The sequence below is a fragment of the Deinococcus fonticola genome, from assembly GCF_004634215.1.
GTDB lineage: Bacteria > Deinococcota > Deinococci > Deinococcales > Deinococcaceae > Deinococcus > Deinococcus fonticola.
Window position 1 is genome coordinate 55,985 of record NZ_SMMH01000009.1, and the last position, 12,838, is coordinate 68,822.

At 67.0% G+C, this 12,838-nt stretch carries 10 protein-coding genes; 5 read left to right on the forward strand and 5 right to left on the reverse strand.

Annotated features, from left to right (window positions below; genetic code table 11):
* Nucleotides 1–197: 197 nt before the first annotated feature.
* Entirely contained in the window at nucleotides 198–1,493 is a 1,296-nt protein-coding gene (locus E5Z01_RS07100) for a homoaconitate hydratase family protein (protein WP_135228729.1), read from the reverse strand.
* 46 nt (nucleotides 1,494–1,539) lie between these two features.
* Nucleotides 1,540–2,397 (reverse strand): MBL fold metallo-hydrolase, encoded by an 858-nt coding sequence (locus E5Z01_RS07105; protein ID WP_167757813.1) that lies wholly within the window; start codon nucleotides 2,395–2,397, stop codon nucleotides 1,540–1,542.
* A 66-nt stretch (nucleotides 2,398–2,463) separates the two neighbouring features.
* Between E5Z01_RS07105 and E5Z01_RS07110 the strand changes: the two genes are divergently transcribed.
* The 3 genes from E5Z01_RS07110 to E5Z01_RS07120 all read left to right on the forward strand — a co-directional run bounded on the left by E5Z01_RS07110 (nucleotide 2,464) and on the right by E5Z01_RS07120 (nucleotide 8,097).
* On the forward strand, nucleotides 2,464–3,672 hold the full coding sequence (locus tag E5Z01_RS07110) for a sugar efflux transporter (RefSeq protein WP_167757814.1): 1,209 nt from the start codon (nucleotides 2,464–2,466) through the stop codon (nucleotides 3,670–3,672).
* Between the two features lie 426 nt (nucleotides 3,673–4,098).
* Nucleotides 4,099–6,387 carry a putative bifunctional diguanylate cyclase/phosphodiesterase gene (locus E5Z01_RS07115; RefSeq protein WP_135228730.1) on the forward strand — a complete coding sequence of 763 codons (2,289 nt, stop codon included), beginning with the start codon at nucleotides 4,099–4,101 and terminating at the stop codon, nucleotides 6,385–6,387.
* A gap of 60 nt (nucleotides 6,388–6,447) precedes the next feature.
* Nucleotides 6,448–8,097: a GGDEF domain-containing protein gene (locus E5Z01_RS07120; RefSeq protein ID WP_135228731.1), complete on the forward strand. Its 1,650-nt coding sequence runs from the start codon at nucleotides 6,448–6,450 to the stop codon at nucleotides 8,095–8,097.
* Nucleotides 8,098–8,121: 24 nt separating this feature from the next.
* On the opposite strand, the gene E5Z01_RS07125 is transcribed toward E5Z01_RS07120, so the two are convergent.
* On the reverse strand, nucleotides 8,122–8,955 hold the full coding sequence (locus E5Z01_RS07125) for a phosphotransferase family protein (protein ID WP_135228732.1): 834 nt from the start codon (nucleotides 8,953–8,955) through the stop codon (nucleotides 8,122–8,124).
* Between the two features lie 39 nt (nucleotides 8,956–8,994).
* Nucleotides 8,995–10,008, reverse strand: coding sequence for an HD-GYP domain-containing protein (locus E5Z01_RS07130; protein ID WP_135228733.1), 1,014 nt, complete (start codon nucleotides 10,006–10,008; stop codon nucleotides 8,995–8,997).
* A gap of 200 nt (nucleotides 10,009–10,208) precedes the next feature.
* On the opposite strand from E5Z01_RS07130, the gene E5Z01_RS07135 reads away from it, so the two are divergent.
* Nucleotides 10,209–10,970: a YkgJ family cysteine cluster protein gene (locus E5Z01_RS07135; RefSeq protein WP_135228734.1), complete on the forward strand. Its 762-nt coding sequence runs from the start codon at nucleotides 10,209–10,211 to the stop codon at nucleotides 10,968–10,970.
* A 26-nt stretch (nucleotides 10,971–10,996) separates the two neighbouring features.
* Here E5Z01_RS07135 and E5Z01_RS07140 read toward each other — a convergent pair whose 3' ends face one another.
* Nucleotides 10,997–11,458: an Rrf2 family transcriptional regulator gene (locus E5Z01_RS07140; RefSeq protein ID WP_135228735.1), complete on the reverse strand. Its 462-nt coding sequence runs from the start codon at nucleotides 11,456–11,458 to the stop codon at nucleotides 10,997–10,999.
* A 102-nt stretch (nucleotides 11,459–11,560) separates the two neighbouring features.
* Between E5Z01_RS07140 and E5Z01_RS07145 the strand changes: the two genes are divergently transcribed.
* On the forward strand, nucleotides 11,561–12,814 hold the full coding sequence (locus E5Z01_RS07145) for an RsmB/NOP family class I SAM-dependent RNA methyltransferase (RefSeq protein ID WP_135228736.1): 1,254 nt from the start codon (nucleotides 11,561–11,563) through the stop codon (nucleotides 12,812–12,814).
* The last annotated feature ends 24 nt before the right edge of the window (nucleotides 12,815–12,838 follow it).

Consider the following 12,838-nt stretch of genomic DNA (forward strand, 5'->3'; position numbering starts at 1 on the left):
AGCACAGCAACTTAGAGCCAGACCAAAAACTGGAAGACTACCCGGAACAGCTCCCGCCTTAGCACTGACGGCAAGCAAGACATGACCCGGCCAGCCCGGTGACTGTTCACATTGATCGTGAAGCTGGAACGACACGGCAAAGGCCGCGAGTCCCAGGGTTTTCCCCATCACTCACGGCCCAGGGCTGAGGCTTGCTCTCAATCGGCGGCGTTGACCCGGTTGCCTTCGGCGTCGTAATCGCGGGGGTCAGCGAGGTGCCCAGCGACGGCACTGGCGGCGACGGTGGCGGGGCTGGCGAGGTAAATCTGGGCGCTGGGATCGCCCATGCGGCCCACGAAGTTGCGGTTCGAGGACGAGATACATACGTCGTCCGGCCCGAGCACGCCGCTGTGCATGCCCAGGCACGCCCCGCAGCTGGGGTAACTGACGCTGGCGCCGGCATCCACGAAGATTTCCAGCAGGCCTTCCTGGGCGGCCTGTTTCCAGATGGCCTGGGTGGCGGGCACCACGATCATCTGCACGCCGTCGGCGACCTTGCGGCCCTTCATGATACGGGCCACGTCACGCAGGTCACTGATGCGTCCGTTGGTGCAACTGCCGACGTAGGCGTGGGTCACCCTGATGGGGTCGCTTCCGGCCACCTTGCCGTTGCTGGGAATATGCGGGTAGGCGATGGTGGGTTCGACCTGGGAAGCGTCCACTTCCACCACGACCTTGTACCCGGCATCCGGATCGCTCTGGTATTCGGTGTACTCGCCCGGCGACACGCCGCGCTGACTCATGAACCCTCGGGTGGTGTCGTCCACCGCGACGATGCCGGTCTTGCCGCCCGCCTCGATGGCCATGTTGGTCAGCGTGAAGCGGCCCTCCATGTCCAGATTGTCGATGTAGTCGCCCACCCACTCCATGACCATATAGTTCGCGCCGTCGGCCCCAATCTGCTTAATCACTTCCAGCACGATGTCCTTGGGCGTCACGCCGGGATTGGCCTGGCCCTTGACCCGGATCAGCATGGTTTCCGGCACCTTGAACCACACTTTGCCGGCGTAGATGGCCCCTGCCAGGTCGGTGCTGCCCACGCCCGTGGCAAAGGCTCCCAGTGCCCCGGCGTTGCAGGTGTGACTGTCACCGGAAACGAGGGTCTGCCCCGGTTTCATCAGGCCGGTGTTCTCCAGCACCACGTGCGCGATGCCGCCGCGCCCCACGTCGAACCAGTGCTTGATGCCGTTCTTATGCACCCACTCTTTTAGGGTCTGGTACATCTTTGCGGCCTTGATGTTCATGGCCGGAACGCTGTGATCGGGCACCGCCACGATCCGGTCCGGGTTAAACACCCGCGCCATTCCCCGGTCTTCCAGCATTTTCAGCGCGGCGGGCGTGGTGATCTCGTGGCACAGCACCCAGTCGATGTCACATTCGATCAGCTGGCCCGGCACCACGGTCTCGTGCCCACTGTGAGCCGCCAGCATCTTCTCCGCAATCGTCATTCCCATCGTGCCCAGAGTCTATCGCCGGGTTCTGTGGACGTGGGAGGAGAGGTTAGACGGCTGAGTCCTCGCCGACAGCCTCCAGCCTGTACCCCCGCTTGCCTTCGACAAGTCTGGCAAAGGGTACGTTGGGATCGTGCGGGGTGCAGATAATGGCCCCCTGCTCGTGCCAGAGCGGCAGGTACTTCTTGCGGGTTTCGAGACAGGTGACGGGATACAGGTCGAAGCCCATGACGTAGGGGTAAGGGGCGTGCGCGGTGGTGGCAATCAAGTCAGCGGTGTAGACGAGGGTTTGCCCTTCGCTATGCAGAACGACGCCCTGCTGACCGAGGTTGTGGCCGGGCAGGGGCAAGACGGTCACGCCGGGAACAATCTCGGTTTCGCCTTCCACCACGTCGAACAGGTCGGCTTCCATGATGGGCACGAAGGTCTCAGGGACGTAGCTGGCGCGGCTGCGTTCGTGGGTGTGCGTGGCGTCGTGCAGTTCCTGGCGCTGCACGATGTAGCGGGCGTTGGGGAAGGTGGGTTCGCCGATCAGGTTGGTGTTCCGTCCGCAGTGGTCGAAGTGCAGGTGCGTGTTGATGACGTAATGGATATCGTCGGGCGACAGCCCAAGTTCGCCCAGGCCCCGGAAGGTGGTTTCATCGCGCTCGACGGCGTACATCTGGTCGAATTTTTCGCCGCCTCTGTCCCAAAAGCCTGTATCCACCAGGATGTTCCGGCCACCCAGCTGGATGAGCAGGGGGTTGCTGCGCAGCTGGATGCGGTTGTCCTCGTCGGCAGGCGCGACTTTCTCCCACAGGACTTTGGGAACGCTGCCGAACATGCTGCCGCCGTCCAGGCGAAAAAGGCCGTCTGTGAGGGAATAAACGTCCGCCGCGCCGACGCGCTTATGTTGAAGCCAGGGCATCTGTTCACTTTACGGGAACAGGCTGAGGTAAAACGATTCAGTAGGCAGCGCGGTACAGTAACCCGCATGAGAACAGCCGCCCCGCCCGACGCGAATATTCTGGGCCGGGTCTGGCGGCTGCCGCACGTGCCGGCGCTGACCCTGTCGGTCTTTATGCTGGGCTTCGGGCTGTCGATGGCGATGCCGTACATGTCGCTGTTCGGCGTCAAGGCGGTGGGCATGACGCCGCTGCAACTGGGGGTCTTCCTGACCCTGAACGCGGTGAGCGCGGTGCTGGTCGGCACGCGACTGGCCCGCTGGTCAGACCGCTGGACGCGGCGTAAACCGCTGGTGCTGGTCACGCTGGCGGCGGGACTGACGGCTTACCTGCTGCTGAGCGGCGTGCGGTCTTACCCGGGCGTGGTGGCCACTGGCCTGATCTTCATGGGCACAGCGGCGGCGGCTTTTCCACAGGTGTTCGCGTTTGCGCGGGTCAGCCTGACGGGTGCGCCGGGTGACCTGCCCGAGCGGGCCGTGACGGTGCTGCGGTCAGTGTTCAGCCTGGCGTGGGTGGTGGGGCCGGGGCTGGGGGCAGCGGTGCTGGCCAAATGGGGATTCCAGGGCACCTTCGTGGTCACGGCGGCCTGTTTCGTGCTGGCGGCCCTACCCCTGCTGAGCGTGCCGGAAAAGCAGCCACCCCGCCACAGGGCCGCGCCCGCACAGGCCGCCACCACGCCGGCACCCACTGGGAAACTGGTGTGGTGGGTGGCGCTGGCCTTCGTGCTGTATGCCACCAGCATGAGCATGGGCATGACCATGTTCCCGCTGTTCATCACGGAGACGCTGCGCGGCAGCGAGGGGCAGGTGGGTTTTCTGGTGGGCCTGTGCGCCCTGCTGGAAATCCCGGTGATGCTGGCGCTGGCCACCCTGCGCGGGCTGCCCGGCACGCAGAAACTGGTTAAGGGCGCGTTCCTGCTGTTCGCCGTGCATTTCGCGCTGATCTACTTCTCCAGTGGCCTGCCGCTGCTGGTCACCACCCAGGCCATCCGGGCGGCGGTGCTGGCGGTCACCGCGGGCCTGGGCATGCTGTATTTTCAGGAACTGATGCCGGGGCGTTTCGCGGCCGCCACCACCATGTTCGCCAACACCAGCGCGGTGGGCGGCATGCTGGCGGGCATCCTGTCCGGCGCGGCCGCACAGTGGTTCGGGTACCGCGCCGTCTTTCTGCTGTGCGCCGCCTTGACCTTCGGCGGGTGGATGGTTATGCAGTTCATCGTCAAGCGTCAGGCCGACTGATTCAGCTTAGATAGAGAGGCAGCAGGCCCTGACCCCGTCGGTCAGGGCAGGGGTAAAGGGTCGGAGGATAGACCTTTTCTGTTGGCACAGTGAAAAGGCCTGAGGAGTTCGCGGCCCGAACGACACCTGTCCTCAGAGAGCACGTGAACACATAACCCATCCAGCCACGAACTCCTTAGCTCCCGTTCAGCTTCCCGGGGCTTCTTGGGCAAATGATACGACTCCGCAAAATAGCTTGCGCATCCAAGCTATTTTTCCGAACGGAGTGAGAAGGAGAAAATACGGGTCTGAACTCTATTCCGCCCATCCGGGAACAGCACCCGAATGGGCTCCACGCCGTCCAGACCCGTATGAGGTCTTGCGCCCACCGCAGGCCGCTATCATTGGACATGGCAGTGGCGAGCGCAGTGAGAGGGGCGCAGAAGATTGCGCGCCACGGGTGGCGGTCAGGCGGGCCTGATGCCCCCTGACCACCGCCTGGGCCAGCTCGTCCTCTCGGCGGTGCTGGGGCTCGTTTTTATGGCGCTGTTTATTGCCCTGCAATGGGTTTCCTTCCGGTTTCGGGACGCTGGCGGCATCTCGCTGTGGTACCTGCCGGCGGGCCTGGGCGTCGCTTACCTGCTGCGGTTCGGGCGCTGGAACGTGGGCTGGGTCTTCGTGGCGATTGCCGGAGCGGGCTGGCTCCAGTCGCCTGTTGCGGTCAATCACCTGGCGGCACTCTTCGGCACGGCCGCCGCCTGGCTGGGCGCCGAACTCCTGCGGAAGTGGCCGGGGTGGAACGCCGGGAACCTCACCGTGCAAGAAGCTCTGGCACTGCCGGTGGTCGCGGCGCTTGCGGGGGGCGTCTCGGCGCTGGCTGTGCCTTACCTCGCTTTTTCAGGCGACCTGAATATTCCGTCCTGGCCGGCCATCATGCTCGACTGGTGGATCGGGGACGCGGTGGGCGTAATCGTCCTGGCACCGCCCCTGCTGCTGCTTCCTGTAGCGCTGCGCCAGACGCGGCTGTGGCGCAGTCGGCTGCCCTGGGAATGCGTGTGGCCCCTGCTGGCGGTGCCGCCCATTGCCGTGATGGTGTTCACGGTGGCCGCTCCGCTGGGGCTGCAACTGTATTTCCTGTGTTTTATCCCGCTGCTGTGGCTCGCCATCCGTTCAGGCCTCACCGCCGCCGTGACCGGAAGTGTGCTGACCAACCTGTGCGTGGCGCTGCTGGCCTGGCATGCGCAGCTGGCACACGCCAATCTGCTGAGTTTGCAGCTCCTGGTGGCCACCCTGACCCTGACCATGCTGGTCGTGGGCGCTGGCAGCACCGAGCGGCAACGTGACCGCGCCCGGCTGGCCCGACTGGCCCTGACGGACGTCCTGACGGGTCTGCCGAACCGGCACGCCTTTCTGGACGAGCTGCGCCGGCAGCTTCACCCCGTCGCCGCTGCCCACCGGCCCGACGAGGAGCTGCTGGTCGTGGCGCTGGACATCAGCCGGCTGAAATGGGTGAACGACACGCTCGGGCAGGCCAGCGGCGACCAGATGCTGCTGACCTTCGCCCACCGACTTCAGGCCGCCACGTCTCACGGGGATCTGACGGCCCACGGGAATCTGGCGGCCCGCCTGAATGGGGGCACCTTCGCGGTGGTGTGCCGTCATGGGCGGAGAGCGCACCGCGAAACCCTGGCGGCGCTGCGGGCGTCCCTGAGCGCTCCCTTAACCGTCGATAGCCAGGAACTGAACCTGCCGTTCATCTGTGGCGCGGCCCCGGCTACGCCCGGGGTAACGGCCGAGGGGCTGATGCAGCGGGCCGAGGAAGCGCTGGCCACCGCGCGTCAGACGGGCCAGGATACCGTGCTGGACGCGGCCCCTGTGGCGAACGCGGGCGGCGTTCAGGAGAACTACCCGGCCCTGCAGTGCGAACAGGACTTGCGGCGGGCCCTGGAGCGGGGCGGCCAACTGGAGCTGTACTACCAGCCTCAGTTCGCGCTGGGGACGCTGCACATCACGTCCTTCGAGGCCCTGATTCGCTGGAATCACCCGGAGCGCGGTCTGGTGTCCCCGGCGGAATTTCTGCCGGTGGCCGAGCGCACCCGGCTGATCATTCCGCTGACCACCTGGGTGCTGCACGAAGCCTGCCGCCAGCTGGCGGTATGGCTGGCCCGGCCCGGCGGGCAGCACCTGCGGATCGCGGTGAATATCTCCCCCGGTTATCTGCACAACGGCCTTTTGCAGCGCGATGTCGAGGCCGCCCTGGCCGCAGCGGGCCTGCCGGGAAACCGGCTTGAACTCGAATTGACAGAAAGCAGCCTGCTGCTCGATCCGGCCCGCGCCAATGAGCTGCTGGGGCCGCTGCAGGCCCAGGGGGTGCGGCTGGCGCTGGACGATTTCGGCACCGGGTACTCCAGCATCCGGCACCTGCGTGATTTTCAGGTCAGCAACCTGAAGATTGACCGCTCGTTCGTCCGGCAGATCTGCGTGGATGTCCTCGACCGTCGCCTGGTGACCGCGCTGACGGCGCTGGGGCACGAACTGGGCACGAGCGTGGTGGCCGAAGGAGCCGAAACGATGGACGCCGTGGCCTGCCTGCGCGAGGCGGGATGCGACATCGTGCAGGGCTACGCGCTGGGCCGCCCTATGCCAGCGGCCGCCGCCACCAGAATACTGGGGCATGAAGAAATGATTAAGAGTGAGGAACGTGCTGAAAGAGAGAGATCACAAAGAGAGAGATGACATCGGCTACCCTGCTGCAGGAACGTCTGTCTTCCCCGCATGACGTGACCACGGAGACACATGTCAGAGGACGTCCTCAGCGCAGCGGCGCTTCAGCAACAACTTCAGGAGTGCGAGGCCAGCCTGCGGCACACCCCGGACGCGGTGGATCGCGCCCTGCTTCACCGTGACGCCGCCTACGCGGCTATGGATCTCGGCGACTTTCCCCACGCCATGACTCACGCAGTCACGGGCCTGGATATCGCCCGCTCCACCCGCAACCTGTCGCTGCAGGCCAAGGCGCACATCACGGTAGCGCTGGTCATGGCCGGAGTGTACGACGACAAGGGGGCCGACGAGCACCTGAAAGTGGCCGAGCGGCTTGCCCGGCAGGCCGGTGACGCCCGGGGGCTGGCGCTGGCCGCCGTAAACGCCTCACACAACGCCATGGAGCGCGAAAACTACATCGAGGCGACGCTGCACCTGCATGGCCTGCTGCGCTCGCCGCACGCCGCCGGGCTGCTGGACGAGGAACCGCAGGTCGGCCCGGAATTACAGCAGGCTTTCCATATCAACTACGTCAAGTCTGCAGCCCATGCCCTGCACACCGCGGGCCGCGCGTCCCCGAGTTCGCCCGCGTCCCCTGCCGCTTTTTCTGCGCCAGACCGCACCGACGCTCCGGCAGATCACCTCAGACCGATTCAGACCGAAGTGGCCCAGCAGCTGGAATCCTCTGTCGAGTTTCTGCACAGCCTCCGCCAGGGCGAACGGGCCATCGCCGCCCCCCGCCTCCTGACGGACCTGCTTGAGGCCCTCTCTATTCACGCGGCCTTTCACGGTGACTGGCCCCAGGCCCACGCTTTTGCCGACGAGCGCGTCCGCCTGGCGGAAGAAGGCCAGATCGGCGTCGTGCTGGGCCGCGCCCTGCACAGCCGGGCCGAACTGTTCATGCAGCGGCGTGACGACCTGGCCGTCATCCGCGACGCCAGCCGCGCCGCGCAGCTCTACACCGAAGCCGGGCAGGAACTGCGGGCGGTGGACGCCGGGCAACTGATCGCCGACAGCCTGGCCCGGCAGGGCCGCCACGCCGAGGCGTTCAAGGTGCAGCGGGCGTTGATGCGCCGCGCCGAAGCCATGTACCGGGCCTACTTCCAGCAGAGCGCCCAGCTGCGCCTGATCGAACACCAGGCGCAGGCCGCCGAGGAGCGGGCCGCCACCTTCGCGCAAGCCGCCCTGCACGACCCGCTTACAGGAATCCCCAACCGCGCCGCTGCCATGCAGTCCCTCGATGACCTCCACGAGCAAGCCCGCCACGGCCGCGAGGCGGCGATCGCGCTGCTGGACGTCGATCACTTCAAAAACGTGAACGACCGCTACGGCCACGCGGCCGGGGACACCGTGCTCAAAACCGTTGCCCAGACGATCCGCGAGACCATCCGCAGTTCCGACAGCGTCGCCCGGATCGGCGGTGAGGAGTTCCTGCTGCTGTTTCCCGGCCTGCAACCCCACGAGGCCCAGCAGGTCTGTGAGCGCATCAACGTGCGCCTGGCAAATCTTCCCTGGCCCCACCTCGCCCCGGATCTGCGCATCACGTCCAGCATCGGGGTGGCCAGGGTGCGGGCCGACCGCAGCCCCAACGATACCCTTCACCACGCCGATCAGGCCATGTACGCCGCCAAGCGGGCGGGGCGTCACAGCGTGCAGATGGCGCAAGGCGCCTGCGTCACCTGAAGGCCGGGCAGCAGCCAGCGCAGCTTACGCCGAAGGCAGGCGGGCCAGGGCGTGGCGGGTGCGGCGCACCTTGCGTTCGCGCTGCACGTCGAACTCGTAGGGTTCATTCATCAGGAACCAGTACAGGTCGTGCAGGGTGGTCAGCGCCAGATAGGCGCGGTAACGGCGCAGGGTGGCCGGTTGCTGGTCGGGCAGCAGAGACAACGCCGCTTCCAGGCTGGCGTCTGCCGGCAGCAGATCCAGCGTGCCGGTCTTGAGCAGCGCCAGGTCGCGCAGCGGGTCGTCCCAGGCGGCCTTCGTCCAGTCGATGATCAGGACTTCACCACTTCCCGGGTCGATCAGGATGTTGTCCTGCCACAGGTCAAGGTGGCAAAACGAGGCGGGCCGGCGCAGCAGCCCAAGCTCCAGCGGCCCCTCGACCGCCCCGAACAGGTCACCCAGCGGGTAGGCCGCCAGCGCCGAGCGAAAGCGGCGCAGCCGCTCATGCACCTTGGGCAGGTTGACGACGCCCTGCTGCTCGCGGTGCAGGCTGCCCAGGATCTCGCGCAGGCGCGGCAGGGCGCGGGGCACGTCTGCCGCCTGAAGCGGCTGCCCGTGAAAGCGCCGCATCACCAGGGCTTCCACCCCGTCGGCCTCCAGGGCATCGATGACCCAGTGGCCCATGCCGGCGCGGCGCAGGTTCTGGGCCTCGCGCCGGTGATCGCCCTGGTGGTTGCGGTACACCTTTACCACCGTCTCACCGCCCTGGGTGACATACACGCGGCTTTGCATGCCTTGATCCATGGGCGTCAGCGGCCCGAAGCGCCCCGAGAGGTGCGGGAAACTGGCGGTGGTGGGGGCCACGTCCTTCACAGGCATCCTGGCAGCAACAGGCGGGCGTCAGGGCAGCGCGGCACGTTACCGGATCACTTTCCCCAGGTGCTCGACCACGCGCGGGTCAAGCTGAATACCGGCCTGGGCTTCGGCCGCCTCGACGCTGCCGGCGTGCACGTAAGCGTCGGCCACCGCCAGAATGCGGGCAAACAGGGGGATGTCCTCGCCGGACAGCTTGTCGGGTTCGCCCTGGCCGTCCCAGCGCTCGTGATGGTGACGGATGGCCTTGCGGGCCTCGGCGAGTTGCGGGGCACCATGCAGGAAATTGGCCCCCACCTGCGCGTGCCCGGCTTCACCGTGCAACTTGCCCAGGTCGTGCAGGGTCGCCGCGAACCACAGTTCCTCCAGTTCGCGCCCCGACAGGCCCAGGCTGCGACCGAGACGCACGCTGCTTTCCGCGACCTGCTGCGCGTGGCCCAGGCCCTCGAACTCCTGGCTTTCCACCGCCTCCACCACCGAGGCCGTCACCTGCCGGGCGGTGTGCTGCCAGTCCTCACGCGACTCGATCAGGCCCACCAGCGCTCCCACCGACGCCGCCCAGCGGGTCACGGCCTCCTGCTGCGTGGGGCTGACCGGGGCGCTGGACGTGCGGTCCAGCACCAGCGCCCCGATCCCCCGGCCCCGGTCGCTGACGGGCACCACCAGGCTCAGCGGCACGTCCGACATGCCGGCCTCGTCGAAGACCTTGTGCAGTTCCGGGGCGTTCACCTCGTACAGTTCGCGGGTGCCGTCGGTCAGCAGGCGCGGGCGCATGCTGGCCCAGGGGCCGGAGAGGGCCTGCCCGGCCAGACCGCGCGGGTAGCCGTACACGGCCACCACCTTGTCCTGCCCGCGCCGCAACACCGCGTAGCCCTTCACGCCGTCGCCCAGCAGCCCTGCCGCGTACGCGAGGGCCTGCTCCAGCACGCCCTCCACGGTGGGGCGCGAGAGGAGGCTGGCGAGCACCTGCGTGGGGTCAGTGAGGCTTTCACCGGCGCTGCGGGAAGTACGGGCGTCGACGGGCGGCGCGGAGGGATTCTGTCGGGAGCGTCGAAACACGGTAACGGCAGTATAACAACCGCTCCAGATGACAAGCCCCGCATCAATGCCTGCCCGACGCGACGGCCAGACCGGGTTTCGGCAAGCTGAGTTCACGCAAAGCAGACTCCCAGTAGAAGCAGTGGAGCAACACCCTCACTCTGGGAAGAAAAGCGTTCTGACAGCCTGAAGCGCGCAGGCGCCTGGGGTAAGGTAAGGGGATGTCCGAACGCCGCCCCTCGCCAGGTCAGTCACGCCCACCACCCGCTCAGGCCGCCGTTACCGCTCCCGTCCAGGCGGCCTACCAGCGCTATGCCCAGCAGACAGGCAAGTGGATCAAAGGGTACGCGGCGCGGGGTGGCACGGTTCACTGCGGCGCGGGGTGTTTCCTGTGCTGCGACATGCCCATTCGCGTCAGCCTGGCCGAGGCCCTGATCACGGCCGCTGCCCTGGGGCCGGAGGAGCTGCGCCGCATGACCGCGCACGCCCGCGCCGTGCAGGAGAACGCCCGCAGCGCCCCGGACGAGGAAACCTTCGTGGAGCGCCACCGCCAGCAAGTGTCGTTTTGCCCGCTGCTCGACCGCCAGACGGGGGCCTGCACGCAGTACGACGCCCGCCCCACACGCTGCCGCGACACCTTCAGCGCTTTTCCTGCCCGTTACTGCGGCGCGGGGTACTGGGAGAGCCTGACCAGGCGTGAGAAGGCCGAGTACCGCCGTGAGGTCGCCCGCACCCCCGGCACGGACGGTGAACTGCACTTCATCGCCCCACTGGAGCACCTCAGCGAACCGGTGTGGACGGCCGCCAGCCGCAGCATGCGGCAAGCCTGGGGTTGCGAAGTCTGGGGCGACTTCTGGACGCTGACCACCCTGGCCGCCGACGCGCCGTTCATGGAGCACATCCAGGCTGGAAAAGCGCGGGCCGCCCTGAAAAGGGCAGCGACCCTGGGGCTGGCGCACCCGGTCACGCTGGAAATAGGCTGATCCCGCAGGAATAGGGGAATCAGGGATCAGTGCGCCCGGCGTTCGTAATTGGGTTCGATCTGCACCAGGCGGTCGTGCTGCTGCTGCTCGCTTTCGCTGATCAGGTCGGCCAGGGTGGTGCTGCCCAGCACGTCGCGCAGGGCAGCGTCCACGCGGAACCACAGGTTCTGGGTACCGCAGACGTTCTGGCTCTGGCAGGTGTGGTCGTTCTCGACGCAGGACACGGGAGCGATGCTGCCTTCCATGGCGGTCACCACGTCGTAAGCGCTGATCTGCGCGGGGGGACGGGCCAGGCGGTACCCGCCGTGAGCACCGCGCACGCTCTTGATGAACCCGGCGCGGCGCAGGTTGCTGGCGATCTGCTCCAGGTAATGCTGGCTGAGGCCCTGGCGATCCGACACGTCCTTGAGCGGCACGGGCTGCAGGCCGCCGCGCCCGATCTCAATGAGGGCACGGAGGCCGTACTGCGCTTTGGTGGACACCCACATGGGGCTTATCTTAGCGGTTAATTCCGGGTGAGTTGTAAGGAATTAAGGATTTCGGCCCGGCGTGCGCGGCGGCCCCGGCTTGCCCTGTAGAATGCCGGTTCGATGTCGCGTCCTGACCGCCGCCCCGACCCCAGCAACCCCGCGCGTGAAGTGGCGGTGCGCGTGCTGTACCGCGTGCTGGAGGGCGAGGCGTTCGCCGCTCCGGCCCTTGACCGGGCGCTGCGTGAGGCGCGCTTGCCCGCGCGGGATGCGGGGCTGGCGACCCACATCGTGTACGGCACCCTGCGGCATTACCCCTCGCTGATGGCGGCCCTTTCGCCACTGCTGACGGGCGAAACGCAGCGTAAAACGTGGGCGGTGCTGCTGGCAGGAACGTTCGAGAAACTGTTCCTGCACACGCCGACGCACGCCGTGGTGAACGAGTACGTGAACCTGACGCGCAGCGCCCGGCTGGGGCCAAGCGGACTGGTCAACGCCGTGCTGAGACGCGTGGAAGCCGTATCTGCCCCGTCGCACGAGTTGCCGGAGTGGCTGGCGAACGTGTACGCGGAACTGTTCGGGCAGCAGGCCGCGCAGGTCACGGCCAGCCTGCTTCAGCCGCAACCCCTGTGGCTGAGCCTGTCCGAAGAGGGCGCGAAACTGATCGAGGAGGACGGTGGCAAGATCCTGCGTTCGCTGGATGAAGTGGATGAAGTCGAGTTGCCCGGTTCCCTGCGGGACAGTCCGGCCTTCACGCGGGGCCATGCCCAGCCCATGAACCCGGCCAGCCTCGCGTGCGTTCACGCCCTGGGCGACGTGCAGGGCCAGCGTGTCCTTGACCTGGCGGGCGGCGCGGGCGTGAAGGCGGCCATGCTGGCGGCGCGGGGCGCGGACGTCACAAGCGTGGACTTGCTGTCACGCAAGCACGAGGCCGCTCGGGCGAACCTGAAACGCCTGGGCCTTCAGGCGCAGTTCGTCACGCATGACCTGAGGCGACCGCTGGACGTTCCGAAATCGAATTTTGTGCTGCTGGACGCGCCCTGCACCGGCAGCGGCACGCTGCGCAGCCACCCGGAGATCAAGTTGCGCCTGACCCCGCAGGACGTGACGGAATTATCGGAACTTCAGGGCAGGATGCTCCCGAATGCGGCTGACCTGGTCGAACCGGGTGGGGTGCTGGTGTACTCGGTGTGCAGCGTCACGCCGCAGGAGGGGCCGGAAGTCGTGCAGAACTTCGTGAACGTGCACCCGGAATTTATGCCCGAGGAGTTACCCCCCCTGGACATCCCCGTACTGCGCGAGGGGCCAGGCATCATGACCGTGCCCCTGGACGGCGTGGACGGCTTTTACATCGCCCGGCTCAGGCGCAAAAGTTAAGCAGCAGAGGGGGTTCTTCTCCAC

What these genes read in the sequence shown, in the direction of transcription:
- E5Z01_RS07100 (WP_135228729.1), bottom strand. Translation starts at nt 1,493, where the DNA reads ATGGGAATGACGATTGCGGAGAAGATGCTGGCGGCTCACAGTGGGCAC.
- E5Z01_RS07105 (WP_167757813.1), bottom strand. Translation starts at nt 2,397, where the DNA reads ATGCCCTGGCTTCAACATAAGCGCGTCGGCGCGGCGGACGTTTATTCC.
- E5Z01_RS07110 (WP_167757814.1), top strand. Translation starts at nt 2,464, where the DNA reads ATGAGAACAGCCGCCCCGCCCGACGCGAATATTCTGGGCCGGGTCTGG.
- E5Z01_RS07120 (WP_135228731.1), top strand. Translation starts at nt 6,448, where the DNA reads ATGTCAGAGGACGTCCTCAGCGCAGCGGCGCTTCAGCAACAACTTCAG.
- E5Z01_RS07125 (WP_135228732.1), bottom strand. Translation starts at nt 8,955, where the DNA reads ATGCCTGTGAAGGACGTGGCCCCCACCACCGCCAGTTTCCCGCACCTC.
- E5Z01_RS07135 (WP_135228734.1), top strand. Translation starts at nt 10,209, where the DNA reads ATGTCCGAACGCCGCCCCTCGCCAGGTCAGTCACGCCCACCACCCGCT.
- E5Z01_RS07140 (WP_135228735.1), bottom strand. Translation starts at nt 11,458, where the DNA reads ATGTGGGTGTCCACCAAAGCGCAGTACGGCCTCCGTGCCCTCATTGAG.
- E5Z01_RS07145 (WP_135228736.1), top strand. Translation starts at nt 11,561, where the DNA reads ATGTCGCGTCCTGACCGCCGCCCCGACCCCAGCAACCCCGCGCGTGAA.